We start from the raw sequence: 25,786 nt of genomic DNA on the forward strand, positions 1-25,786 counted from the left end.
CAGTGACAACTTGTTGGTTATATTGGTTGCTGGTTACAACCAAAAGGACAATGACACATGGATCCCCGTCCCCTGCGCGCCCTGTCACGGGAGCTGGTACGCGAACTCGGCATGCTCTCCCAGCAGTGCGGCGCACTGGCCCTGACCCCCCTCGAAGCCCACCTGCTGATCGAGCTGGAGAGTGGCCCCGCCACCAACCAGCAGCTCGCCGAGCGACTGCGCATCGACAAGTCCAACGCCAGCCGGCCGCTGGCTCGCCTCGCCGAGCGGGGCCTCATCGACTGGCACCCCCACCCCTCGGATGGGCGCAGCAAGGAGGCGCGGCTCACCCGGGCCGGCGAGATCCAGCTGCAGGCGCTGCATCAGGAGATGGACGGCGCCACCGAGCAAGCCCTGGCCCAGCTCAGTCAGGCCGAGTGCGAACAGCTGTGGGACGGCCTGCGCCTCTATCGCAGCGCCCTCTCCCGCGCCCGCCGCCAGCAGGGTTATCACATTCGCCCCATCACCCCGGATGACAATGCCGCCATCGCCGCCGTGGTGCGGGCCGTCTCCGCCGAATACGGCCTCACCGCCGACAAGGGCTATGGAGTGGCGGATCCCAGCCTCGACTTTCTCCATGAAACCTATCAGGGTGAGCGCAGCCGTTATTGGGTCATCGAGGGGCCGGACGGCACCATCCTCGGCGGCGGCGGCATAGCCCCGCTGGCGGGGGAAAGCGAGACCTGTGAGCTGCAGAAGATGTACTTCCTGCCCGCCCTGCGCGGACTGGGACTGGGGCGACGGCTGGTGCTGCAGGCCCAGGCTGAGGCGAGAACCCTCGGCTACCGGCGCTGCTACCTGGAGACCACGGCGGTGCTGCGGGAGGCGACCGCGCTCTATGAGTCGCTGGGCTTCGAACACCTGCCCGGCCCGCTCGGCTGTACCGGCCACGACGCCTGCGAGATCTGCATGGTGATGACGCTGGAACAGGGCGCCCGCCATGAATGAACCCATACTGCGCTCCGCCGGGATCCGCGATGTCAGCTTCGGTGAGCGCGTGACGCTGATCGAGCCGGTCAACCTCTACGGCTGCACCCTGGCCGACGATGTGTTCGTCGGCCCCTTCGTGGAGATCCAGGCCAATGTGTCGATTGGCCACGGCTCACGCATCCAGTCACACAGCTTCATCTGCGAACAGGTCACCATAGGCGAGCGCTGCTTCATCGGCCACGGGGTCATGTTTGCCAATGATCTGTTTCGGGGAGGGGCGCCCGATCCGGATCCCGCCAGCTGGGGACGGACTGTCATCGAAGACGGCGTCGCCATAGGATCGAATGCCACCATCCTGCCCGTGCGGATCTGCCGGGGTGCCGTCATCGGCGCCGGGGCTGTCGTGACCCGGGATATCCTGATCCCCGGCACCTATGCCGGTAATCCCGCCCGGTTGTTGCGCGCCTTCTGAGTACCCGGCGCCCCTGACTGGCACCCGAGAACCCCATAAAGCAAAGACCCCGCCGAGGCGGGGTCTTGTTTATCCGTGATCACGGCATCGCTGCGTATCAGTGCTCGCGGGTCTGGCGGAACTGGACGTCAGGGTGACGCTCCTGGGCCAGGCGCAGGTTGACCATGGTCGGGGCTATGTAGGTGAGGTTGTCACCGCCATCCAACGCCAGGTTCAGCTCGTTCTTGCGCTTGAACTCCTCGAACTTCTTGACGTCTGTGCCTTCCACCCAGCGGGCGGTGGAGACGTTGACCGCCTCGTACAGGGCCTCGACGTTGTACTCGCTCTTCAGACGCGAAACGACCACATCGAACTGCAGCACACCGACCGCACCGACGATGAGATCGTTGCTGATGAGCGGGCGGAACACCTGCACCGCGCCCTCTTCGGAGAGCTGGACCAGCCCCTTGAGCAGCTGCTTCTGCTTGAGCGGGTCGCGCAGGCGGATGCGGCGGAACAGCTCGGGGGCGAAGTTCGGGATGCCGGTGAACTTCAGATCCTCACCCTGGGTGAAGGTGTCGCCGATCTGGATGGTGCCGTGGTTGTGCAACCCTATGATGTCACCGGCGCAGGCCTCGACGGCCTGCTCGCGATCGCCGGCCATGAAGGTGACGGCGTCGGAGATGTTCACATCCTTGCCGATGCGCACGTGACGCATCTTCATGCCCTTGCTGTAGGTGCCGGAGACGATGCGCATGAAGGCGATACGGTCACGGTGCTTCGGATCCATGTTCGCCTGGATCTTGAACACGAAGCCGGAGAACTTCTCCTCGGTGGCGGCAACGATACGGCTCTCGGCCTTACGCGGCATGGGGGACGGTGCCCAGTCGGTCAGGCCGTCCAGCATGTGGTCGACACCGAAGTTACCGAGCGCGGTACCGAAGAAGACCGGGGTCATCTCGCCGGCGATGAAGGCCTCGTGATCGAACTCGGGGGAGGCGCCCTGCACCAACTCCAGTTCGCCGCGCAGCTGGGCCGCCAGGTCTTCACCGATGGCGGCATCCAGCTCGGGGTTGTGCAACCCCTTCACCACCCGCTTCTCCTGGATGGTGTGGCCCTGACCGGTCTGGTACAGGTAGGTCTCATCCTTGTAGAGGTGATAGACCCCCTTGAAGGACTTGCCGCAGCTGATGGGCCAGGTGATGGGGGCACACATGATCTTCAGCTCGCGCTCCACCTCGTCCATGACTTCCATGGGATCGCGCACTTCGCGGTCCATCTTGTTCATGAAGGTGAGGATGGGGGTATCGCGCAGCCGGGTGACTTCCATCAGCTTGCGGGTACGGTCTTCGACCCCCTTGGCGGCATCGATGACCATCAGGCAACAATCCACGGCTGTGAGAGTACGGTAGGTATCTTCGGAGAAGTCCTCGTGACCCGGGGTATCGAGCAGGTTGACCAGACACTCGCTGTAGGGGAACTGCATCACCGAGGTGGTGATGGAGATACCGCGCTGCTTCTCCATCTCCATCCAGTCGGACTTGGCATGCTGGCCCGAGCCACGGCCCTTGACGGTACCGGCGCGCTGAATGGCCTGTCCGAACAGCAGGACTTTCTCGGTGATGGTGGTTTTACCCGCATCCGGGTGCGAGATGATCGCAAAGGTGCGTCTCTTGGAGACTTCACTCAGAAATTCAGCTGACATGATTCGACGTTCTTCTATTGAGCGGTGGCCTTGGCCACCGTGGGAATAAATCCGGGCTGCCGCATTCAACTCACGGCACACATACACGCAACAGCGCCACGCTGGCTGGCATCTGGCCAAGCCGGTGGAAAGAAGGAGGAGCGTTGCGTTACATGGGTTTTCTCGCCTGAGCCAAAGCAAAATTGCGCGACATTATACCCGCGCGAGTGAAAAATACCCAGCCCGGCTTAGCCCCCACCTTGATGCCGACGAACTGTGCCGGAGCAGGCCGCTTCTATCCAGGCGATCGCAGCGCCCCGGCCGCCCGCTGGCTGACTCAGGAGGCCATGACGACTCGGTTTCGTCCCTGCCGCTTGGCCTGATACATGGCGAGATCGGCTCGATGCACCAGGGCCGACAGGCTGCTATCTTCCAGATGATATTGGGCAACGCCGATACTGACCCGGATATCCAAGACGTTGGTGACATCTTCGATTTGCAATGCAGCCACCTGGGTACGGATCCGCTCCGCGACCCTGGCTGCTGCTGCCATGTCGGTGTTGGGCAGCAACACCAGAAACTCCTCCCCGCCGTTGCGACCGACCACATCCTCAGCCCGCAGGGTACGACTGATGCACTGGGCGACCTCAATCAACACGACGTCACCCATGTTGTGGCCAAGGGTATCGTTGACCCGTTTGAAGTGATCGATATCCAGCATCAGCAGTGAGAAAGGCGCACGGCTGTGCTGTGAATGTTGCAGCATCATCTGCGCCTGCATCAGGATCTGGCGGCGATTGAGCAGACTGGTCAGCTCATCCGTAATCGACAGGGTGCGCAGGGCGATGATCCGTTTGACCAGGTAGAACAGCAGCCCTCCCAGCAGCAGCGCCAATATCAGCCTCTGCCACTGGCGCCGTTCACGGGAGAGCTCCGACGTCTGTTGCTCCAGCTTGCGCTCGCTCTCAAGTTGCTCGTTTTTCATCGCCTGATGCGTGAGCTCCCGCTCCAGTTGCACCTGCATGATGCGACGATCACGCAACGCATCCTCCACCCGATGATCTATCTCTATAAACTGCTCAAGCGCCTGCAAACTGGCCTGATAGAGGCCCATCTCCTTCAACACCAGTGACTTGACTCGATAGGCGTAGCCCAGTTGCTTCTGGCTATCTCCCTCTTGCAGGACAGTGATAGCCGCATCGAGGTGATTGAGGGCAAGCTGATGATCGCCCCTCTTGTTCAAGACGATCCCCATCAGCATATCCCGTAATGCCAGCAGCATGGGTTCGAGCCGCTCACCCGCTGCGATGCTGTCATTGACCTGTTGCAGCTTGTCCCATGCCTCTTCGATGCGATCCCGCTGGAGCAGGGCGAAGGCCCGATACAGCCGCACCTCGGCAACTTCCATCGGTCGCTGCTTGTCCTCATAGTACTGCTCGGCCTGGCTAAGCAAGGCGATCGCCTTGTCGTTTTCATTTGTCTCTGTATAGAGGATGCCCTGGTAGACACGAATAGTGGTGAGCCACTCCGCCTCGTCACGGGCTTGATAGATATCGGAGAGTTTCTTTAACAGCTGCTCGGCCTGCTCATAGATCCCCAACTGGCGATAGAGGTTGGCCATGCTGACCTGCAGGTGCAGGTCCCGATCCTCCAGCCCGATGGACTTGTAGAGATCGAGGGAGGCCTGCAGATGGCGCATCGCCTCCAGCATGTTGCCCTGAGCCGAAAGCAGGCCGCCCAAATAGCCATGGGCCTTGGCCTGCCGCCTGACATCCCCCAGTGCAGTGGCAAGCTCCAAGGCCTGCTCATAGCCCCGCAGCGCCTCATCATTCTTGCCCTGCCGTTGCTGATACCAACTCAGGCAGATCATCAGGCCCGTCTTGGTCTGCATATCACCCGCATGCTGCGCCAGCTCAAGCTGCTGCCTGGCGAACTCGATCGCCTCATCGTACCGTTCGAGATCCCTGATGGTATAGGCCCAGCACTGCAACTGGGTAATGCGTCCACGCAGAGCAACGGGATAATTTGATTTCTGCAGTGCCAGCAGGTCGACCCTGCGTTTGAACTCGTCGAAGGGGAGCAGAGCATCTTCCAATTGGCGGATCTCATCCTGCCCCCTCTCCAGCAAGTTGTAGGCTGTAGCTTGGCCCCATCCGGGTGATGCGATGAGCAGCAACAGAGATAACAAACGTATCGAGCGCGTCAAAAATTGCGCTCCTTGATGCTGTCGTTGGATGGGGGCCTCCTGGATGCGATCTTAAATAGAGGGTGCACAGCTTACCGCCAAAAATGTGACCCTGGTCACACCGAATGCTAATCTCGCAAACCTGACAGAAACTGGACCGATGAGTAGTTTCCACAGAAGAGTAGACCGGATCCTGACGAAGGATCCATCTGCTCAGGCCCGCTCTGGTGATGACCGTCACCCTGCGGAAACTAGTGATGGAGGGGGATCGCTCGAGCCGGATAGCCTCCCACCACGGCAATGACCGCTCAGGTGGCCATGACCACCCGGTTGCGCCCGCTCTGCTTGGCCTTGTACATGGCCTCGTCGGCGCGGCGGATCAGCTCCCCCAGGTTGTCGTCCTGCGACCGGTACTGGGCACAGCCGATACTGACCCGGATCGGATGATCCTCTGGGACCCCCTCGATGCGCAGCCGGGCGACCTCGAGCCGGATCCGCTCCGCCACCTCGGCCGCCTCGTCGAGCCGGGTCTCCGGCAGCAGCACCAGAAACTCCTCGCCGCCGTTGCGCCCCACCCTGTCCAGGCTGCGCAGCTGATCCTCGATGCTCTGGGCCACGGCGGTCAGCACCAGATCGCCGACGTGGTGGCCCAGCCGATCGTTGACCCGCTTGAAGTGGTCGATGTCCAGCAGCAGCACGCACAGCGGCTTGCCGCTCTCGCGCGTCTGGCTGAACCATTTGCGCCCCTTGGCCTGGATCTGGCGCCGGTTGTGGATGCCGGTGAGCTCATCTGTCATGGCGAGCCGGCGCATCTTGCGGGTGCGCCCGAGCTGATAGAGCACCAGCATGGCCATCACCAGCACCAGCAGCCCGGCCACCAGCGCTTGCCATTGCCGCCGCTCCTGCAGTTGCTTGAGCTTCTCCTCCTGCAGCAGTTGCTTGGTCTTGAGGGTCTGGTTCTCCAGCTCCTTGCGGGCCAGATCGAATTCGAAGCGCATCTGCAAGGAGCGCTGCTCCTGCAGCACCCGCTCGAGATCCTGATTGGCACTCACGAACTGCTTGAGGCTGGTCAGCGCCTCCTTGATGCGCCCCTGCCGCTCCAGCACCCTGGCCCGCACCTCGTGGACCCAGGCGAGGAAGCGCAGGTTCTGCTCCCTGCCGAAGATCGGCTCGGCCTGCGCCAGGTGCGCCAGCGCCTTGGCCGACTGCCCCATGGCATCCTGCACCATGGCCATCACTATGTGCCAGTGGCCCCGGGTCACGGTGTCGGCCCCCTCCCGCTGGTTCAGCAGCGAGGAGGCCTGCTCCAGCTTGCTCATGGCCTCCGCCGTCTTGCCCTGGTTGAGCAAGATGGTCGCCATCTCGATCTGGCTCCAGGCCAGCATCCCGTCCCGATGCTGGGCCTGGTAAAACTGCTCGGCCCGGGACAGCAGGGGCAGGGCCCTGTCATATTCCCCCATCTCGCTGTAGAGCAGCCCCTGCTGGGAGTGGATGTCGATCAGGTGCTCCTGCTCGTTGCGGCTGCGGTAGTCGTGCTCCAGTTCCTGGAAGTAGCCCTCCGCCCGCTCATAGAGCCCCATCCGGCGATAGGCGTTGGCGATCTTGGCCAGCACCTCGCGCCCCTTGTTGTCCAGCCCGAGATCCTCGTAGCGCCGATGGGCATCTATCAGCTCCATCAGCCCCTCGGCCATCTCCCCCTGATAGGAGTACATCTCGCCACGCAGGCTGAGGATATCGGCGCGCTGCCGGTCATCCCCCAGCCGGCGCGCCAGGGTCAGCCCGTCGTCGTAATCCTGGCTGGCCTGGGCCATGTTGCCGAGCAGCTGTTGATGGAGGGCGCGGCAGGCGAGCAGGCCGCTCTCGGTGATCCTGTCCTTGCGGGCGCGGGCGCTGGCCAGCTCCTGGCTGGCGAAGGCCACGATGCGCCGGTATTCGCTGTCCCGCTCGGCGGGCATGGCCCAGCACTGCAGGCGGGCGATCCGCCCCTGCACGTCCGGTGGGTAGCTGTCACTCTGGGCCACCAGGCTGGCGACCCGCTCCCGAAACTCCCTGGCGGGATGAAAATCGTCCTCCAGTTGCTGCAGCTCCCGGGACAGCGCGGGTTCCGCGAGCAGGGCCTGGGCCGCCTGGGCCGGGGTGGCGCACAGCCCGAGCAGCAGGATCAGGTTCATCAGGATCTTCATGCCGGTTCCGTTTCCCCATTCGATAGCGCTGACGCAATGCAGATGCCCATCATATCCCGCCCTGTGGTGGCCGCACAGTCACCACAGGGCGCTGACAACCCGCATCGACTCGCTCTCACTCCCGCTATCTCATTCTTTACAGGAGGAAAATCTGCATCGACTATAGACAAAGCTGGAACGGGTAAGGGCCTATGGATGACATATGAAGAGCTGCGGGAGGCCTATGACAGGCTGCTGCAGGAGAATGAGCGCCTGAAGCGGGTGGCCGAGGATGCCCGTGAGAAGCTGGATGCCGCCATGGACGGCACCGGCCTGTGCATCTGGCAGAACCACATCCCCACCGGCAAGCTCGTCATCTTCAACCGGCGCTGGGGCGCCATGCTGGGCTACCAGCCCAAGGAGCTGTCGGCCCACTTCGATGTGTGGCGTGCCCACCTGCACCCGGAAGACAGGGAGCGGGTGTTGCAGGCCTTCTTCGATCACCTGGAGGGCAAGAGCCCCTTCTATCAGGTGATGCACCGCATGCTCGCCAAGGATGGCAAGGTCACCTGGGTGCTGGACCGGGGCCGGGTGGTGGAGCGGGATGAGCGGGGCAACCCGGTCCGGGTGATGGGGACCCACATCGACATCACCCACGAGAAGGAGTACGAGCAGCAGCTGGCCCAGCTCGCCCACCGGGATCCCCTCACCGGCCTGCTCAATCGCACCGCCCTGCACCGCCAGTTCCCCGGAGAGCACAGGGCCATCTGCTTCATCGATCTGGATGACTTCAAGCAGGTGAACGACAACCTGGGCCACCGCGCCGGCGACGAGCTGCTGGTGGCCATCAGCCAGCGCCTGCGCGCCTGCTGCGGCGACGACATCCGGCTGGGCCGGCTCGGGGGGGACGAGTTCGTGCTGTTGCTGCCCTGGCAGTGCGAGGATCCCCGCACCGGCCAGCTGGCACACCGCTGCATCGAGGCCATCGCCACCCCGTTCGAGCTGCCCAATGGCGAGGCGGTCGTGGGGCTGAGCATGGGGATAGCGGCCATCCGGCCACAGGACGATTTCAGCGGCGCCCTGGCCCGGGCCGATCAGGCCATGTACAGAGTCAAGCGCGGCGGCAAGCGGGGATTTTATATCGCCCAGCCGAGCGGTCAGCCGCTGCTGGATCAGGAGCAGGTGAACGAGCGAGGGCTCAACCACAGCGCCTAAGCTGCGCGGCGGGGCGGCATCTCGCCGCCCCCTCTGTTCCTAACTGCGCTGCCAGCGCCGCAGCAGGCGGCCACGCAGGCCGCAGTCGAGCAGCCAGCTGTTGTCGAACACCCGCAGGATCGCCGCCTTGGCGTGCCTGGACATGGCGACGGCGTGGAAGCGGGTCCCCTGCTTGCGCCGCTGGTTCATGCGATCGAGCAGGGCATGGGGCAGGCTCTGGGCGATGAAGTCCGAGATCACCAGCACGTCGGCCTTGGCAAAGTCCGGTTGTTCGAGCCGGATCAGCGCCTTCTCGAGACAGGGCACCAGATCGGTACCGCCGTGAAAACTCATGGAGAGGAAGCGTTCCGCCTTGTCGAGCCCGGTCTCGGCGGTGATCTCCAGGGTCGCCACCTCGGTGGAGAACAGCATCAGATAGCAGCCTCGCTGCTCGTCCATCGCCACCTTGAGCAGGGCCAGGAACAGCGCCTTGGCGCACTCCTCCGGGTAGCCGCCCATGGAGCCCGAGGTATCGACACAGACGATGAAGGGGCCGCGCGGCTGCGGCTCCTGCCCGCCCTGCTCCGGGCTGCGCAGCATGAGACGCTGGCGTGGCAGGGTGCCCCGCGACTGGTAGCTGAGCAGGCGCCGCTCCAGATAGCGGCGATAGAACTCCAGCTCCAGCTCAGGCAGGGCCAGCATCACCGCCTCGCTCGGCAGCAGCCGCATCAGATCGTTGGCCGGATGCACCCCCACCAGATCGTCCGGCACGTCGTCGGTCTGCACCTCCTCCAGCTCGTGCACCGGCACCGGCGGCAAGACCCGGGCGTCGGTGCGCCGATCCCGTTCGCTGCGCCCCAGCAGGGCCGCGATCTCGGCCAGCAGGGGCTCCTGCTGCAACATGCGGGCATATTGCTTCACCAGCACCAGGCTGCGCTTGTGCCAGCTGCCCTGGGCCAGATCCCAGAGACCGCCGGCGGATATCTGGTGCGGATCCAGGGCGTCGGCCAGGGTGCGGTTCGCCAGCAGCTGATCCTCTATCTCCTGGCGCTGCTTCTCCCGCTCCGCCTCGGCGATCTGCTGCTGCAGCTGCAACAGGCTGCCCACCAGGCTGCCCCGCCACTTCTCGATGAACAGCTGACGCAGGCTCTCGGTCGGCTGCACCATGATCTGGCGCACCAGGCTGCGGGCATCGCCGGCGAAGGGGCTGTGCTGCTCCAGCGCCTCCAGCAGGCTGGGCAGGCGCCCCACCAGCTCGGACAGGGGCAGCAAGCGATGGGCCTGATAGAGCAGGTACTCCCGCTCCAGCGCCACCGGCACCGGCTTGTGGCGCATCTCCTCGCCGAGCTGTTCGCTCCAGCTCTGGATGCGTTTCTTGAGCAGCTTGCCCTGCAGCGGGGAGCGCTTGAGGAATTCGGAGATCTTGGGGGTCGAGGCCAGCAGCAGCGCCATCTCTCCCGCCAGCTCCCCCTCCCCCATGAGGAGCCCGAGATCCATCATGCCGATCTCAAGCATGATGAGCCCTCACGTTATCCCGCGCCATCAGCTGCACAGGCAAGGCCCCGGCTTGCTTATCACAGTCGCATCACCCATGGTCAGCCTCACGCATCCAGCCTGGGCAGGCGATCCCGCCACTGCAGCAGATCGCCGCGCAGCAGGTCCAGATCCCGGTTCAGCACGAAGAAGCTGTCTTCCACCTGCTGCAGCCAGTGATCGCCGATGAACAGGTGCTGCTGATGGCGTTCGAACAGGCTGCGCTGCCCCTTGAGGGCCTGCTGCACCTTGCCCACCTCGGCGGCCAGGACGTCCAGCTCGGCCTGCCAGGGGGTGATCACCAGCTCAGGGATCGCGGTCCGCTCCACCAGCACCAGAGGCACCGGCTGGCGCTGGATATCCAGCACGTGCAGCCGTAGCTGCTCATCCAGCACCAGCTCGTAGTGGCCCTCCTTGGGGTTGCCAAGCTGCCAGCCCACCAGCACCTCGCCGGTGGGGTGCCAGTGGGAGAGCAGGGTGCGATCGAAGGTGAGGGTCTCGGTCAGGCGCTCGGGATCGCCGCCGTCGAGCGGGGCCGGCGTGAGCAGGTGAAAGTGCACCTGCTTGCCGAAGGGCTTGGCGTTGAGCAGCGGCAGTTGCATGCCACGGGCGCGGCGGCCGAACCACTGCTTGCGCTTGACCGCCTTGCAGCCGAGCCGCTGGGCCACGGCCCCCTTCAGCTGCTTGAACTGCTCGCGCAGGGAGAGCAGCTGACGGGTCATGGCCAGCTGCTGGTAGCCGTAGAGGCGGGAGAACTCGCCGATCATCTCCAGCAGGGCGGTGCGGGAGGCCTCATCGTGCCAGAGGCAATCCTTGAACAGCAGCAGATCCAGCGGGGCGACCTCGTCGCGACCGTTGAAGAAGGCGCTCGCCTTGATCAGCCGCACCGCCTTCTTCCAGCGTCGATCCGACACGTAGCAGCTGTGGCCGAGCTGGCTGTCGAGCTGCTGGCGCAGTTGATAGATGAGCTCGAAGCAGGCGGCGGGCAGCCGCACCTGCTCGATCTGCTCCTGCCAGGCCTCATACTCCTCCCCCTGGATCTGGATCGAGGGCGGCAGGTTCTGCCTGGACTGGCCATCGCTCGCCAGCATGGCCTGGAAGTTGGATTTCTCCTGCACCCTGTCCATCCAGATCCGCACCAGCATGCGATCGTAGAGCGCCTCCAGGCCGCTGTCCGGCGCGGGCAGCTCGTTGGAGGCAGTCACCAGCAGCCGCATGGGGATGGGGTGCTGGCTGTCGCCGTTGCGGAACTGGCGTTCGTTGATGGCGGTGAGCAGGGTGTTGAGGATGGCCGGGCCCGCCTTCCAGATCTCGTCGAGGAACACCACCTCGGCCTCCGGCAGGTAGCCGCGGGTCAGCCGCAGGTACTTGCCATCCTCCTTGAGCGCCTGGATGGAGAGGGGGCCGAACACCTCCTCCGGCGTGCTGAAGCGGGTCATCAGGTATTCGAAGTGACGAGCATCGTGGAAGGCCAGCTTGAGACGGCGGGCGATCAGGCTCTTGGCGATGCCGGGCGGGCCCAGCAGGAAGACGCTCTCACCGCTGAGGGCGGCCAGCAGACCGAGCCGCAAGGCGTCCTGCCGCTCGTAGAGTCCCTCGCCGAGGGCCGCCAGCAATCTGGGCAGACGCTCATGAATGGGGACGGCACGAACAGTATTCTGGGCTAAAGGCGGCATAGGCACGGTTCCGAAGCTGGGTGGTCATGAGTGGCTGCGCAGTCCGGCCTCTGGCCCTGCACCACTGCAATGGTCTGTTGATTCTGGTCATCCCCGCCGCAGGGCGCCGGGAAACAGGGTTAACATAGCGAATCAGAGGGATCGCATCTACCCGTAAACGCGGGCTGGCGTGCGCCGCATCCCCATGACGGCTTGAGCCTGGAGGATCAAACGCAAACTCCGGGGTGCAGCAAAACCCGCGAAAGTGTACTCTGCCCGTCACGATTTACCCCAACGCAGATCAAGAGTGAGCCTTCGCCATGCAAGATCCCCTGCTGGACCCTTTGCGTCAGCGCATCCTGGCCCGGATGGGCATACCGAGCTGGCAACTGAGAGTGCCGACCCTGCTGGGTGACGAGCCCGCGCCCGTTCAGGAAGATAGCGCAGCCCGCACGCCGGCGGTAGCGGTGATGCCCGAAGGCAAGCTGTGGCTGCTGGCCCCCGGGCTGCCCGCCCCGACCTTGCTGGCGGACATCTGCCAGTGGCTCGGCATCCGCACCGACGAGGTCGCGGTGCTGGATCGGCTGCCCGAGGGGCTGACTCCGCCCCGGCTCTGGCTGACGGCCGCCGATGCGCGCTGGCCCGACGCCCTGATCTGCCCGCTGACCCCGGATGCGGCCCAGAAGCGGGCGCTGTGGCAGCAGCTGCGCCAGCACGCCCCCGGCTGAGCCAACCGATCAGCGGCCTGCCGGCCCCTATGCCGCCTTACTCATCCCGGCTTGCGAACTGGCGCCAAGACCATGGCATGGCCGCGGCCCCGCTCGCAAGCACGAATCCGATCCGGAGTTCCCATGTCTGACCCCATGCCCAGCTTTCGCCCCCTGCTCGACACCGATTTCGAGCTGATCTACCCCATCGAGCAGGCCGCCCACCAGGAGCCCTGGAGCCAGGCCAACCTGCTCTCCTGTTTCGGGCCGCGCTATCTCAATGGCCTGATGCTGGTAGAGGGGCTCCCCGCCGGTTTCTATATCGCGGATCTGGTGGCGGGCGACAGCTCGCTGATGAACATCTGCGTCCACCCCGATTTTCAGGGCAAGGGGCTGGGTCGCGCACTGCTCAAGGAGTACCTCGCCCGCAGCAAGGCCAAGAGCGCCGAGGCCTGGTTCCTGGAGGTACGCGCCGGCAACAAGCGCGCCATATCCCTCTACGAGAGTGAAGGCTTCGCCGAATATTGCCGCCGCGCCGACTACTACGGCACCGGCCAGGACAGGGAAGACGCCGTGCTGATGTCACGGCTGTTCGACTTCGGCTGAGCCTTTCTCTTAGCTAAGGCAGCGGCGCATTGTCGATGGCCGGGTCTTCCAGGCTGAGGGTCACCCGCAGCACGGCGTCGAAACCGGCCCCCGAGAGCGGCATGAAGAAGCCGCGGCCGTAGGTGACTCCGGGCATCCAGATCTGCTGCAGATCCACCACTATCTTGATGGGCCGAAGCGGCTCTCCCGGCCGCTGGATATAGACGCCTGGCGGCGTCGCCACCGGCGGGAAGCGGCGCAGTATGTGCTCGCTGCCATCCCCCGCATCCGGATTGAGCCGCACCTTGACCAGGCCGGCCAGGGTGGATTGCATCTCGGGGGCGCGCCACAGCAGGGCATCGAGCGTCTTGCAGCGTCGACACTTGGCGTGCTCTATCACATAGAGCAGGGGGTAACCCTCGCTCAGCGCCCGTTGCTGCGCCTGCTCATAGCCCTCGGCCCCGCTGAGCCAGGGATTGTCCTCCCCGGCCGGAGGCCCCAGGACGAACCAGAGCGCACCGGCGCCCGCCAGTACCAGCAAGACCCCCGTGATCAGGCTCTTGATCCCGACACTCATGGCACACCTCCCTGAACGAATCCAGTCTGTCAGCCCCCATCATGCCTGAGCCAAACCGACTTGACGACTTTGTGATCCCAAGCAAACAGCGCACACTTGTAAGCCGGAATGGTAGAGTTTAAACTCCAGTCCGATTTTTAGTGCCCTCACGGGCGTACAACTGTTACTTGAGGATGATTGACCATGTCGCAGCTTCATCTGGTTCGACTGATGCGTGAGCGCATTGCCCGTCTTGGCAACAAGGCCGCCTTGCGCGTCCAGCAGGATGGCCAATGGCGTGCCATCGGCTGGCGCACCCTGGGACAGGCGATGGACTATTGTGCCCAGGCCCTGATCCGGGCCGGCCACCAGCCCACCGAGATGGTCGGCATCTATGCTCGCAACATGCCGGAGTGGACCCAGGCCGACCTCGGCATCCTCGCCGCCCGCGGGGTCAGCGTGCCCATCTACCCCACCAGCACCCTGGACCAGCTGCGCTACATAGTGCGCGATGCCGGCATCAAGCTGCTGTTCGTGGGCGAGCAGCAACAGTTCGATCAGGCCCTCGTCTTGTTGAATGAGGGCGAGATCAGCCAGCTCGTCGCCCTCGATGGCGGCGTCGATCTGCGCGGCTGCGCGCAGGCCAGTCACTTCCAGACCTTCCTGGTCTCCGGCAACCATCAGCCAAGCGAACTGGTGCTGCGCGAGCGCGAATGCCGCTACCGGATGGATGATCTGCTGACCCTGATCTACACCTCGGGCACCACCGGCGAGCCCAAGGGCGTCATGCTCGACTTCGCCAACATCGCCGCCTGCTTCGAGATGCATGACAGCCGCCTGGACCTGAACGAGCAGGATGTGTCGCTCTGCATGTTGCCGCTGAGCCACGTGTTCGAGCGCGCCTGGAGCTACTACGTGCTCTACTGCGGCGCCGAGAATGTCTACATCCGCGATCCCCAGAAGGTGATGGAGGTCATCGACGAGGTGAAGCCGACCGTGATGTGCGCCGTGCCGCGCCTCTACGAGAAGGCCTACGCCATGATCCAGGCCAAGGTCGCCCAGGCACCGCGCCTGCGCCGCGCCCTGTTCGGCTGGGCCACCGGGGTCGGCAAGCAGATGGTGGCGACCCGCCAGGCCGGCAAGTCCGCCTCACCCCTGCTCTACGCCCAGCTCGCACTGGCCGAACGGCTGGTGTTTCGCAAGCTGCGCGCCCGCTTCGGCGGCCGCACCCGCTTCCTGCCGGTGGCCGGTGCCCGCCTCGCCGACGACGTGAACCTGTTCTTCCAGGCCATGGGGCTCAACCTCAAGTACGGCTACGGCATGACCGAGACCACGGCCACCGTCTGCTGCTATGAGGATCAACAGTTCAGGCTGGGCTCCATCGGCACGCCCCTCGGCGGCATCGAGGTAAAGCTGGGGGAAAACAATGAGCTGCTGGTGCGCTCCCCCACCGTGATGCGCGGCTACTACAACAAGCCAGAGGCTACCGCCGAGGTGATGACCGAGGATGGCTTCCTGCGCACCGGCGATGCGGGCGAGCTGGACGCCGAGGGCAACATCTACTTCACCGAGCGCCTGAAGGAGCTGATGAAGACCTCCAACGGCAAGTACGTGGCACCGCAGCTGGTGGAAGGCACCCTCGGCAAGGATCGCTTCATCGAGCAGATCGCCATCGTCGCCGACGCCCGCCACTTCGTGTCGGCGCTGATCGTGCCCTGCTTCGAGTCGCTGGAGGAGTACGCCCGCTCCATCAACCTGCAGTACCAGTGCAAGACCGAGCTGCTGCGTCACTCCCGGGTGGTGGAGTTCTTCGAGTCACGCATTCATGAGCTGCAGCAGGAGCTGGCCAAGTTCGAGCAGGTGAAGAAGTTCACCCTGCTGCCGAGCGCCTTCTCCATGGAGCTGGGGGAGATCACCCCGACCATGAAGCTGCGCCGCAAGATCATCGAGGCCAAGTACCAGAACGAGATCGAGGCCATGTATAGCCATGTCTGAGCACAGCCACGCCTGATCCGGCCTGGCTACACACCAATAAAAAGAGAGGCGCCGCGGCGCCTCTCTTGTTTGCTCTTTTTTGGGTAGCCCCTTCAGCCGAGCGCCCACGCCACGGCGGCGTCGGCGTGAATGGCGGTGGTGTCGTAGAGCGGCACGGCGGCCTGCGCCTCCCCCATCAGCAGGGCTATCTCGGTGCAGCCCAGGATCACCGCCTGGGCTCCCGCCTCGGCCAGCGCCGCTATGATGGCCAGGTATTCGGCCCGCGATGACGCCAGGATCTGCCCCAGACAGAGCTCGTCATAGATGATACGGTGCACCCGCTCCCGCTCGGCCGCCGGCGGCACCAGCACCTCCAGCCCGAACTGATCTTCCAGCCTCCCCTTGTAGAAATCCTGCTCCATGGTGAAGCGGGTGCCGAGCAGCCCGACCCGCTGCACGCCATCGGCCAGCAAGCGCTGGGCGGTGGCGTCGGCGATATGCAGCAGCGGAATGTCGATGGCGGCGGCTATCTCGGGCGCCACCTTGTGCATGGTGTTGGTGCCGATCAGCAGGAAATCGGCGCCCCCCGCCTGCAGCGCATGGGCCTCGGCCGCCAGCAGCCGCGCGGTGGCGGGCCAGTCACCGGCGTGCTGCAGCCGCTCTATCTCGGCGAAGTCGACGCTGTTGAGCAGCACCCTGGCCGAGTGCAGACCACCGAGCCGCGCCCGCACGCCCCGATTGAGCGCCTGGTAATAGCTGACGCTGGACTCCCAGCTCATGCCACCCAGCAGACCGATACATTTCATAACCGCTCCTTTTCACATCGGGTGACGGCCACCCACAGACAAAAAAGGCCCCGAAGGGCCAACAAGACAGAAGGTCAGGCCAAGGGCCTAAATCCAGATCATCAGCACGCAGGCCGCCGTGGCGAGCCCCATGGTTCGGTTGAAACGACGCCAGCCCCTGGCGGTGCGGATGAGTCGGCGCACCTGGGCACCGAACAGCACCCAGAAGGCACCGGTGTAGAGGCCGGTGACGAAGAAGATGCCGAGCACCCAGCCGGCGGACGGCCAGTAGGACTCCCCCGCCAGGGTGAAGCCGCTGATGGCGGAGAGCGCCATCATCCAGGCCTTGGGGTTGAGCAGTTGCAGCATGGCCCCCTGGTGGGCCGGAATGAGAGGCCGGCTCCCTTCGGCCGGGCCGCTGGCGGTCGCCACCTTCCAGGCCAGCCAGAACAGGTATGCCGAGCCGATGAGCTTGAGGCCCTCGTGCAGCAGCGGCAGCTTCTCGAACATCACCCCGAGTCCCAGCGCCGTGGCCAGGATCATCAGGTTGATGCCGCCGACCACCCCCACCAGCAGCGGTACCGAGCGGCGAAACCCCTGGGCGGCCCCGGCGCTGGTGAGCAGCATGTTGTTGGGGCCCGGCGTGCCACAGGTGATCAGGGCAAATCCCGCCAGGGGCAGCAACCAGTTCAGATCCATCTCAACCTCATCGATATAGAGCAAGCGTCCTAATATGCAGAGTCAGCGTCCTGACGACAAGCTCACCAATGCATTTTCTTTGCATGAATAATCAGACAGCCATTAATACCAGAGCATCACCACGCAGAGGGCGGTCAGCACTCCCAGGCTGCCGTTGAGTCGACGCCAGCCGCGATCCGAGCTGATCCAGTTGCCGAGCTGATGACCGAACAGGACCCAGACAAAGCAGATGGGGAAGCCGACCAGGGGGAAGATCAGCATGATGCCCCACAGGCTCGGCCAGTAGGCAGTGCCCGCCAGGCTGAACAGGCTGATGGCGGAGATGCCCATCATCCAGGCCTTGGGATTGAGGAACTGGAAGCCCAGCCCCTCCAGCAGGGTCAGCGGACGTGCCCGTCTGGCCGGATCGCCGGGGGCACCGGCCACCGCGATGCGCCAGGCCAGCCACAGCAGATAGAGGCTGCCGAAGATCTGCAGCCCCAGCCGCAGCAAGGGCCAGCGCTCGAACAGAGGATAGAGCCCCAGCGCCAGCACCAGCTGCAGCACGGGTTGACCCACGGCCACCCCGATCAGGTGTGGCAGGGTGCGGCGCACCCCGAAGTTGGCGCCGGAGGCGGTCAGCATCAGGTTGTTCGGGCCCGGGGTGCCGCAGGTGAGCAGGGCGAAGCCCACCAGGGTGACATACCATTCGAGGGTCATAGGGTCATCTCCATATGGCTGCACATTGTATCGGTACAATATGCAGTTCCAGATTGTTTAGGGGCTGACATTCACGCTATATTGAGACAATTATGCGATCAATGGATTTATTGTCACCATGACAATCTGGACTCCGGACCTCGCCCCCTTCGAGGGGCCCCTCTACCTGAAACTGGTCAAGGCCATCGAGCAGGCCATCGCCGATGGCACCCTGCCCCCCCAGACCCGGCTGCCGACCCACAGGGCGCTGGCGGACCGGCTGGGGGTGACGGTCGGCACCATCACCCGCGCCTATTCGGAGGCCGAGCGGCGCGGCCTGCTGGCCGCCAGGGTGGGCCACGGCACCTGGGTCAAGGAGGCGGGCACCGATCCGGCCAACGAGTGGGTGATCCGCAACGAGGACAACCACCGCATCGAGCTGTGGCAGAACCTGCCAGTCCAGCTGGATCGAGCCGCCATCATCAGGCCCATGCTGACCGAACTCGCGGACGGCGATCTCAACGGCCTGCTCGGCTATGACAAGGAGGCGGGACGGCTCCCGCAGCGGCAGCTGTTTGTCGACTGGCTGGCCGAGCAGGGGATCAACGGCAACGAGGAGCGGCTGCTGTTCAGCCACGGCGCCCAGCACGGCATCATGCTGGCGCTGCTGGCCACCGGTTGCGTGGGGGAGACCATTTTGTGCGAGGGGCTCAGCTACCCCGGCATGCTGGGCAATGCGCGCCAGCTGAAGAACCAGGTGGTGGGCCTGCCCATGGACGAGGAGGGGCTGATCCCCGCAGCCCTGGATGCCGCCTGCCGCCAGCGGCGGGCCAAGTTGCTCTATCTGACCCCCACCCTGCAGAACCCCACCACCGCCATCATGAGCCGGGCGCGGCGCGAGGCCATAGTCGCCATCGCCCGCCGCCACGATCTGCTGATCATCGAGGACGACGTCAACGGCCTGCTGCCCGAGGTCCCGCTCCCGCCCCTGGTCAACCTGGCGCCGGAGCGGGTCATCTACCTCGGCAGCCTGGCCAAGATCGCCTGTGGCGGGCTGCGGGTCGGCTTCGTGCTGACCCCGCCGGCCCTGCGCAACGGCTTCGCCCAGGCGATGCGGCTGTCGAGCTGGATGGTGAGCCCGCTGCTGATCGAGCTGGCCTGCAAGCTGGTGAGTCAGCGCCAGATCATGCCGCTCATCGAGCAGCAGAGACGCATCCTGGCGCGCCGTGGCGAGCTGCTGCGTCACCTGCTGCCTGGCGCCCGCTGGCAGGCGGGCTCCATGCACGCCTGGCTGCCGCTGCCCGAGCCCTGGCGCAGCCAGGAGTTCGCCGAGGCGGCCAACGCCCTTGACGTCGGGGTGGCCAGCGGGGAACACTTTGCTGCCGGCCAGTTTGCCGCCCCCCAGGGGGTACGCCTCAGCCTCAGCCAGCCCGCCACCGACGCCCGGGTCGCCGAGGGGCTGGAGCGGCTCGCCGGCCTGCTGCGCGCCGCGCCGCCGACCAATCCCTTGCTATAAAGGAGTCTTCATGTTCCCACCCCGCGCCACCCTGTTGTTGCTGACCCTGCTGCTGGGGGGCTGCGCCTCGCCCGCCCATCAGCAACTGGGCCAGACCCTGAGCGGGCTGGAGGGTGAGCTGGAGCGGCTGGAGGAGGAGCTGGCCGCCATGAACGGGCTCCATTACCAGCAAGCCATCGATGCCCCCGCCGCCCTGCGCCGCTACCTGAGCGCCCCCGCCCCGACCGCGGAAGGCCTGGTGCCAGAGCAGAGCCAACTGCTGGACGGCCCCCTGCTGCGCTATCGTTATCGCCTGCCGACCGGCATGGCCCGGCTGCCCCTGGATAACCCCTGCCTGCGCTACGAGTTCGAGCTGCGCCACCTCGGCCGCCTCGGTCAACTCGATCTGGTCTGGCAGGCGGATGACCACCAGGGTCGCCGCCGCCTCTATCAGTCTGACTGCCGCTTCTCGGCCATGGGGCCCGGTCTGCAATAACCGCACCGCGGGCAGATGTGACAAGGGGTTGGCCAGTGGCCAACCCCTTGTGTTTAGTGCATCGCCTTATCCAAAGTGCCTTAGAACAGGCCCCGCACCAGGATCCCGGCGATCGGCAATGACATCACCAGTCACCCGCGCCTTCTGGCTATCCGCAACCCGATCGACTCGGGGTCAGAACAGACCCCGCACCAGGATCCCGCCGATCAATAGCGGTGCCACCAGCCGCCAGCACCAGAGCAGGCAGAACCGCAGCACGGGTGACAGGCCGGCGGGCAAGATGCTGTCCCCCAGCCGCCAGCCCAGCAGCAGGGTCAGCACCAGGCCGAACAGCGGCATCATCAGGTTGGAGGTGAGGTAGTCGAGCAGGTCGAAGATGGTCTTGCCAAACAGGGTCAGCTCGCTCCAGGGACCGAACGACAGGCTGACCGGAATGCCGGAGGCCATGATCAGCAGGGTCAGCACCCGGCAGGCGCCACGGCGGGACCAGCCCCACTCCTCGGTAGTGAAGCGCACCAGGTGCTCCAGCATGGAGATGGAGGAGGAGAGCGCCGCCACCAGCAGCAACAGGAAGAACACCACCCCCAGCCCCTGGCCGAACGGCAGGTGGCTGAACACCGCGGGCATGGTCATAAAGGTGAGCCCTGGCCCGGCAGTCGGGTCAATGCCCGTGGAAGCCAGCGCCGGGAAGATCATCAGCCCCGCCAGCACCGAGATGAGGCTAGCCAGCGTCACCACCCAGACCCCGGAGCGCAGCACCCCCTCGCTGCTCGGCAGGTAGGCGCCATAGGTGGTGTGCACCCCGAGGCCAATGGAGAGGGAGAAGAAGGCCAGCCCCAGCGCATCCAGCACACTCTGACCGGTCAGCATGGAGAAGTCCGGCAGCAGCAGCTGGCGCACCCCGGCCATGGAGCCCGGCATGGAGAGCCCCACCGCCACCAGCAGCAACATCATGATGAAGAGGGCCGGCATCATCCAGCGCAGCGCCCGCTCCACCCCCTTTTGGATGCCCCCCTGCACAAACCACCAGGTGAGCCCGGCGAACACCAGATGGGTCAGCACCGGCCACCAGGGATCACTGACATAGCCGTTGAACAGGGCGGTCAGCGCCGAACCCTCGCCGAGGTTGAGCTTGCCCATCACCGCCAGCGCCGCATAGCCCACGGTCCAGCCGCCGACCACGCTGTAGAAGCTGTAGATGAAGAAGCCGCACAGTATCCCCATGTAGCCCATCCAGCGCCAGTTCGGCCCCACCAGCCGGTTGAAGGCGCCGAGCACCCCGCGCTGGCTACGGCTGCCGAGCAGGGTCTCCCCCACCAGCACCGCCACCCCCAGGGTGAAGCTGAACAGCAGGAACACCAGCAGGAAGGCGCCACCGCCGTTGGTGGCGGTCACATAGGGAAACTTCCAGATGGCGCCGAGGCCGATCGCCGTGCCGGCCGCCGCCAGCACATGACCGAGACGGGAAGACCACTGAACCTGGCTCATACAACCTCCGGGGAAGACAACATCGAATCGATACTCCATGGGTGAGTGCAACCTGGGTCGCAACAAAAAAGGCCGCCTGGCGGCGACCTTTGCAATGAACATTCAGACAGACTGCGCGTGCAAGGTCACCTCTCTTGCGAGCTAAAAAATCGGCCAGATCGGGCGATGAGGGGTGACATAGGGCGGGTGACTCGAGCGCAAAAATGGAGCCACAGCCTAAACCACGGCAAGAGAAGTTGACAGCCAATCCTCCCTGTCTCTCCATAAAACAGAATATTGATCAAAAATATATGCATTTTATAAATTTAAATTTCAATATCAGCCGTTTTATGGATTTTTCGATGCAGTCAATACCGTCAGCTGGGATGGCCTGCCCCCTGGCGGCGACCCTGGCCACCAGAGGGCAAACGGGCCTATAGACCAGCCTGCCCCAAGCCGGGTTACAGCAGCCCCCGCACCAGGATGCCGCCGATCAGCAGCGGCGCCAGCCAGCGCCAGCAGCCCATCACCAGGCCACGCCAGTGCGGCGCCAACCCCTGGGGCAGGGCCTTGCGACCCAGCCGCCAGCCCAGCAACAGGGTGAGGGCCAGCCCGAACAGCGGCATCAGCAGGTTAGAGGTGACAAAATCCAGCAGCTCGAAGATGTTCTTGCCAAACAGGGTCACCTCGGCCCAGGGGCCGAACGACAGGCTGACCGGGATGCCGCCTGCCATCACCAGCGCGGTGATCAGGCTGCAGGCCGCCCGCCGCGACCAGCCAAGGCTCTCGCAAACGAAGCACTGCAAATGCTCCAGCAGCGAGATGGCCGAGGAGAGCGCCGCCACCACCAGCAGGGCGAAGAACACCACCGCCAGCCCCTGGCCGAACGGCAACTGCTGGAACACCGCCGGCATGGTCATAAAGGTGAGGCCGGGGCCGGCGGCGGGATCGATGCCGGTCGCCGCCAGCACCGGGAAGATCATCAGTCCCGCCAGCACGGCGATCAGGCTGGCCAGCAGCACCACCCAGAGGCTGGAGCGGCCCACGCCGTCGCTGCTCGGCAGATAGGCGCCATAGGTGGTGTGGATGCCGAGCCCGATGGAGAGGGAGAAGAAGGCCAGCCCCATGGCATCGAGCACCCCGGACATGCCGAGCTTGCTGAAGTCCGGCATCAGGAAGTGGCGCACCCCGGCCATGGCATTGGGCAGGGTGAGGCCGAACACCACCAGCAACAGCATCATGATGAACAGGGCCGGCATCATCCAGCGCAGGGTGCGCTCCACCCCCTGCTGTACCCCGCCCCGCACGAACCACCAGGTGAGGGCGGCAAACAGCAGATGGGTCAGCACAGGCCAGAGCGGATCGCCGACGTAGTCGTTGAAACGGGCGGTCAGCGCCGCGCCATCCCCGTGCTGCAGGCTACCCGCCAGCGCCATGCCGGTGTAGCCAAGTGTCCAGCCGCCCACCACGCTGTAGAAGCTGAAGATGAGCAGGCTGCACAGCAGCCCCATGGCGCCGACCCAGCGCCAGCGTTTGCCCAGCAGCACCTCGAAGGCCCCCACCACCCCGCGCCGGCTCAGGCTGCCGAGCAGGGTCTCCCCCATCAGCACCGCTACCCCCAGGGTGAAGCTGAACAGCAGGAACACCAGCAGGAAGGCGCCGCCACCGTTGGCGGCGGTCACATAGGGGAACTTCCAGATGGCGCCGAGACCGACCGCCGAGCCTGCGGCGGCCAGGATATAACCGAGCCGGGATGACCATTGGGACTGCTTCATAAGAACTCCAATCGATGGGCCCGCCACAGGGGCCCGGAATGGCGCTCAGAGTACGGTCGAGACCGCGCAATCACAACGACGCTTATCTGGCTTAGAAACGATTTATTGGCATCAATAACTAATAATATTCGGTTATACGCGCAATCCTGCCAACCAATAAAAACCGGAGCGTTTTTGCTCCGGTTTTTATGCTGGTCGCTACTGCGCGGGCGACTAGATGACTCCCAGCTCCCGCAGCCGCTCCATCAGGTAGCTGTGGGCTGTGTGACGCTCGGAGAGCACCACGTCCGGGCACGGATGGAGGAACAGCGGCAATGAGATGCGGGACTTGCTGGCACTGCCGCCGGTCGGGTTGATGACGCGGTGGGTGGTGGAGGGATAGTAGCCGTGGGAGGCCTCCTGCAGCATGTCACCTATGTTGATGATCAGGGTGCCAAAGTCGCAGGGCACATCCATCCACTCGCCGTCGGAGCCCTTCACCTGCAGGCCCGGCTCGTTGGCGGCGGGCAGTATGGTCAGCAGGTTGATGTCCTCGTGGGCGGCGGCGCGGATGGCGCCCGGCGCCTCGGTGCCGTCGAACGGCGGATAGTGCAGCACCCGCAGCAGGGTCTTCTGACTCTCTTCGATCATGGAGGAGAGCGGGCAGCTGTAGTGGGCGGCGATGTCGCTCGGGGTGTATTGCTCCACCCAGGAGAGCAGCTCGGCGGCCAGATCGTTGGCGAGGCGGTAGTACTCCATCGCCTGGGCCCTGAGCTCTTCCGGCATCTGACCCCAGGGGTAGAGGTGGAAGTACTCCTTGAGATCCTTCTGGGTGTTGCCCTTGGCCACCTCGGACACCGACGGTGGGAAGTAGCCATCCTGGGTCTCGCGGTTGAACAGGAAATCCTGCTTCTGCTCGCTCATGAAGAAGCGATACCAGTTGTCATAGATGGACTGCACCAGCTCTTTCGGGATGGGGTGGTGGGTCAAGACCCCGAAGCCGGTGGTGCGCAGGGATTCGGTGAAGCGTTGGGCCGCATCGGGCGAGCGATAATCGACGGTCAGGACTTTCATTGTTTTTGTTACGTGCCAGTTAAAAGTAGGCGCAGTTTACCCTGCCTCCCCCGGCAAGAAAAGGTTGCCGGCGCCACGGCTGCAACAGATTGAAAATACTGATAAAAACATCATGATGGCGAGACTGGCACGGCGCACTGCCAGCCCTTGTCCTGCTCCCGCTTCCTCTCTAGAATGCCGGTATCATCCCGTCCGGAGCCCATCCCATGTCCCCCAAGATCCTGTTGCTGACCCTGCCTTTCCTGCTCGCCGGCTGCAGTTCGCTGTCGGAGGAGGAGTGCCGCGCCATGAGCTGGTACAACCTGGGCTATCAGGATGGCGAGCAGGGCAAGACCCGGGCTGCCACCCGCGACTACACGAAAAGCTGCGGCGAATATGGTCTCAAGGTGGACGAGGCCGAGTGGAAGCGAGGCTACGCCAAGGGGCTGGAGCTCTACTGCATCCCCGAGCTGGCCTACAGCAAGGGGCGGGAGGGGAACGAATACCTGGGGGTCTGCCCCAATGACACGACTTTTCTCACCCGGTTCGAGCGCGGCCGCAAGGAGTTCCTGCTGGAGCAGCGGCTCGGCGAGCTCCAGCGCGATCTGGAGCAGACCGAACGGACCATCAACCAGCTGGATCAGCAGATCCGCAATGAGAGTGACAGCAAGCAGCGGGACTACTACCGAGCCCAGCGCGATCGCGCCATCCGCCATTACGAGGGGGTGCGTCGCGACTACAACCGGATCCGCTTCCCGGATCGGGTGATCCAGTTCTCCTTCGGGAGCTGAGCCTCGGGGGAGGCGTCCCCTCCCCTCAACCCGTGGCGCCTTAGGACGGCAGCACCCAGCGCTGCAGCGCCAGCGCTATGCCATCCTCGTTGTGATCCGCGGTCACCCGGTCCGCATAGGCCTGGATCTGGGGGGCGGCATTGCCCATGGCCACCGCCAGCCCGACCTGCTCGAACATGCTGATGTCGTTGTTGTTGTCGCCAAAGGCCACCACGTTCTCCATCGCTATCCCCTCGCTCGCGGCCCACTGGGCCAGCCGGTTGCCCTTGCTGCAACCGGGCTGCACCAGCTCGACCGCGTAAGGGGCCGCCCAATCCTGGGTAAAGGGCAGTCCCTGCACCACCTCGCTCACGAAGCGGTGCAGGCGGCTCGGATCCTGACTGAACAGCTCCAGCTTCCAGATGGGCCTTTGCAGCCAGGCGGCCAGATCCAGAGCCGGCAGCAGGGAGATCTTGAGGTGTGCCGGCAGGTCATCCGACCGGCGCTGTATCCGGGCAACATACTCGTCGCAGCCGATGTAACCTATGCCGTCGTCGAGGTGGAACTGCGCCTCCATCTGCTGCGCCTCGACCTCGGCCAGCAGCGCCGTGAGCGGGGCCACCGCCAGCGGATCGCCGGCCAGGATCCTGTCTTGCGCCGGATCGTAGAGGTAGGCACCGTTGCTGCAGATGATGGGGGTATCGAGCGCCAGCTCATGGTGAACAGGGCGCGCCGTCATGAAGTGGCGACCCGTCACCAGCAGCACCTTGATGCCGTGGGCTCGCGCCTGGGCCAGGGCGGCCCGGGTCGCGGACGAGATCTTGTGATCCCGGGTCAGCAGGGTGCCATCCATATCCAGTGCGATGGCCTGGTAATGACTCATATCTCCTCCAACGTGCGCTGGCACAAAGCAGCGCCATTTCGTTCTATGTCC

Annotated in this window: 22 protein-coding genes; 9 read left to right on the forward strand and 13 right to left on the reverse strand. The window is 64.6% G+C overall.

Going from position 1 to position 25,786, the window contains the following annotated elements; translation table 11 throughout:
• The first annotated feature begins 57 nt into the window (after positions 1-57).
• Positions 58-987 carry a bifunctional helix-turn-helix transcriptional regulator/GNAT family N-acetyltransferase gene (locus KW825_RS18805; protein ID WP_218330069.1) on the forward strand — a complete coding sequence of 310 codons (930 nt, stop codon included), beginning with the start codon at positions 58-60 and terminating at the stop codon, positions 985-987.
• Complete coding sequence (locus tag KW825_RS18810; protein ID WP_218330070.1) at positions 980-1,441, forward strand: acyltransferase; 462 nt, start codon at positions 980-982, stop codon at positions 1,439-1,441. The genes KW825_RS18805 and KW825_RS18810 overlap by 8 nt, the downstream gene beginning before the upstream one ends.
• Before the next feature lie 97 nt (positions 1,442-1,538).
• Here the strand turns inward: KW825_RS18810 and prfC are convergent, their stop codons facing one another.
• The 3 genes from prfC to KW825_RS18825 all read right to left on the reverse strand — a co-directional run bounded on the left by prfC (position 1,539) and on the right by KW825_RS18825 (position 7,472).
• Positions 1,539-3,128 (reverse strand): peptide chain release factor 3, encoded by a 1,590-nt coding sequence (gene prfC, locus KW825_RS18815; RefSeq protein ID WP_126623457.1) that lies wholly within the window; start codon positions 3,126-3,128, stop codon positions 1,539-1,541.
• A gap of 313 nt (positions 3,129-3,441) precedes the next feature.
• On the reverse strand, positions 3,442-5,199 hold the full coding sequence (locus tag KW825_RS18820) for a tetratricopeptide repeat-containing diguanylate cyclase (protein WP_218330071.1): 1,758 nt from the start codon (positions 5,197-5,199) through the stop codon (positions 3,442-3,444).
• Between the two features lie 398 nt (positions 5,200-5,597).
• Entirely contained in the window at positions 5,598-7,472 is a 1,875-nt protein-coding gene (locus KW825_RS18825) for a diguanylate cyclase (protein WP_256353996.1), read from the reverse strand.
• Between the two features lie 195 nt (positions 7,473-7,667).
• On the opposite strand from KW825_RS18825, the gene KW825_RS18830 reads away from it, so the two are divergent.
• A complete protein-coding gene (locus tag KW825_RS18830) occupies positions 7,668-8,666 on the forward strand; it encodes a sensor domain-containing diguanylate cyclase (RefSeq protein WP_218330072.1) in 999 nt (332 codons plus the stop codon).
• A gap of 39 nt (positions 8,667-8,705) precedes the next feature.
• Here KW825_RS18830 and viaA read toward each other — a convergent pair whose 3' ends face one another.
• Both viaA and KW825_RS18840 read right to left on the reverse strand, forming a co-directional pair.
• Positions 8,706-10,160 carry an ATPase RavA stimulator ViaA gene (gene viaA / locus KW825_RS18835; RefSeq protein WP_218292444.1) on the reverse strand — a complete coding sequence of 485 codons (1,455 nt, stop codon included), beginning with the start codon at positions 10,158-10,160 and terminating at the stop codon, positions 8,706-8,708.
• An 86-nt stretch (positions 10,161-10,246) separates the two neighbouring features.
• Positions 10,247-11,854 (reverse strand): ATPase RavA domain-containing protein, encoded by a 1,608-nt coding sequence (locus KW825_RS18840; protein ID WP_218330073.1) that lies wholly within the window; start codon positions 11,852-11,854, stop codon positions 10,247-10,249.
• Between the two features lie 299 nt (positions 11,855-12,153).
• Here KW825_RS18840 and KW825_RS18845 point away from each other — a divergent pair, with 299 nt between their 5' ends.
• Together KW825_RS18845 and rimI are read left to right on the forward strand one after the other, a co-directional pair.
• On the forward strand, positions 12,154-12,561 hold the full coding sequence (locus KW825_RS18845) for a DNA polymerase III subunit psi (protein ID WP_218292442.1): 408 nt from the start codon (positions 12,154-12,156) through the stop codon (positions 12,559-12,561).
• A gap of 135 nt (positions 12,562-12,696) precedes the next feature.
• A complete protein-coding gene (gene rimI / locus KW825_RS18850) occupies positions 12,697-13,146 on the forward strand; it encodes a ribosomal protein S18-alanine N-acetyltransferase (protein ID WP_218330094.1) in 450 nt (149 codons plus the stop codon).
• Between the two features lie 13 nt (positions 13,147-13,159).
• Here the strand turns inward: rimI and KW825_RS18855 are convergent, their stop codons facing one another.
• On the reverse strand, positions 13,160-13,702 hold the full coding sequence (locus tag KW825_RS18855) for a thioredoxin family protein (protein ID WP_218330074.1): 543 nt from the start codon (positions 13,700-13,702) through the stop codon (positions 13,160-13,162).
• Positions 13,703-13,885: 183 nt separating this feature from the next.
• Here KW825_RS18855 and KW825_RS18860 point away from each other — a divergent pair, with 183 nt between their 5' ends.
• Positions 13,886-15,676: a long-chain fatty acid--CoA ligase gene (locus tag KW825_RS18860; RefSeq protein WP_218292440.1), complete on the forward strand. Its 1,791-nt coding sequence runs from the start codon at positions 13,886-13,888 to the stop codon at positions 15,674-15,676.
• Between the two features lie 92 nt (positions 15,677-15,768).
• Here KW825_RS18860 and KW825_RS18865 read toward each other — a convergent pair whose 3' ends face one another.
• The 3 genes from KW825_RS18865 to KW825_RS18875 form a co-directional block, all read right to left on the reverse strand.
• Complete coding sequence (locus tag KW825_RS18865) at positions 15,769-16,461, reverse strand: aspartate/glutamate racemase family protein (RefSeq protein WP_218292439.1); 693 nt, start codon at positions 16,459-16,461, stop codon at positions 15,769-15,771.
• An 87-nt stretch (positions 16,462-16,548) separates the two neighbouring features.
• Complete coding sequence (locus KW825_RS18870) at positions 16,549-17,139, reverse strand: LysE family translocator (protein ID WP_218330075.1); 591 nt, start codon at positions 17,137-17,139, stop codon at positions 16,549-16,551.
• 102 nt (positions 17,140-17,241) lie between these two features.
• A complete protein-coding gene (locus KW825_RS18875) occupies positions 17,242-17,838 on the reverse strand; it encodes a LysE family translocator (RefSeq protein ID WP_218330076.1) in 597 nt (198 codons plus the stop codon).
• Between the two features lie 118 nt (positions 17,839-17,956).
• Here KW825_RS18875 and KW825_RS18880 point away from each other — a divergent pair, with 118 nt between their 5' ends.
• Together KW825_RS18880 and KW825_RS18885 are read left to right on the forward strand one after the other, a co-directional pair.
• Positions 17,957-19,333, forward strand: a complete 1,377-nt coding sequence (locus KW825_RS18880; RefSeq protein ID WP_218330077.1) for a PLP-dependent aminotransferase family protein — start codon at positions 17,957-17,959, stop codon at positions 19,331-19,333.
• Between the two features lie 10 nt (positions 19,334-19,343).
• Positions 19,344-19,808, forward strand: coding sequence for a hypothetical protein (locus KW825_RS18885; RefSeq protein ID WP_126623261.1), 465 nt, complete (start codon positions 19,344-19,346; stop codon positions 19,806-19,808).
• Between the two features lie 174 nt (positions 19,809-19,982).
• Here the strand turns inward: KW825_RS18885 and KW825_RS18890 are convergent, their stop codons facing one another.
• The 3 genes from KW825_RS18890 to KW825_RS18900 all read right to left on the reverse strand — a co-directional run bounded on the left by KW825_RS18890 (position 19,983) and on the right by KW825_RS18900 (position 24,103).
• Positions 19,983-21,296 carry a sodium-dependent transporter gene (locus KW825_RS18890; RefSeq protein WP_218330078.1) on the reverse strand — a complete coding sequence of 438 codons (1,314 nt, stop codon included), beginning with the start codon at positions 21,294-21,296 and terminating at the stop codon, positions 19,983-19,985.
• A gap of 440 nt (positions 21,297-21,736) precedes the next feature.
• Positions 21,737-23,050 (reverse strand): sodium-dependent transporter, encoded by a 1,314-nt coding sequence (locus tag KW825_RS18895; protein WP_218330079.1) that lies wholly within the window; start codon positions 23,048-23,050, stop codon positions 21,737-21,739.
• Between the two features lie 213 nt (positions 23,051-23,263).
• Entirely contained in the window at positions 23,264-24,103 is an 840-nt protein-coding gene (locus tag KW825_RS18900) for an isopenicillin N synthase family oxygenase (RefSeq protein WP_218330080.1), read from the reverse strand.
• 206 nt (positions 24,104-24,309) lie between these two features.
• Between KW825_RS18900 and KW825_RS18905 the strand changes: the two genes are divergently transcribed.
• Positions 24,310-24,873, forward strand: coding sequence for a DUF2799 domain-containing protein (locus KW825_RS18905; RefSeq protein WP_218330081.1), 564 nt, complete (start codon positions 24,310-24,312; stop codon positions 24,871-24,873).
• Positions 24,874-24,913: 40 nt separating this feature from the next.
• Here the strand turns inward: KW825_RS18905 and KW825_RS18910 are convergent, their stop codons facing one another.
• The gene (locus KW825_RS18910) at positions 24,914-25,735 is read right to left on the reverse strand and encodes a Cof-type HAD-IIB family hydrolase (protein ID WP_218330082.1); all 822 of its coding nucleotides are present in this window, start codon (positions 25,733-25,735) and stop codon (positions 24,914-24,916) included.
• Between the last annotated feature and the right edge of the window lie 51 nt (positions 25,736-25,786).

Origin of the sequence: Aeromonas sp. sif2433 (assembly GCF_019218705.1) — a bacterium.
GTDB classification, from domain to species: Bacteria; Pseudomonadota; Gammaproteobacteria; order Enterobacterales; family Aeromonadaceae; genus Aeromonas; species Aeromonas encheleia.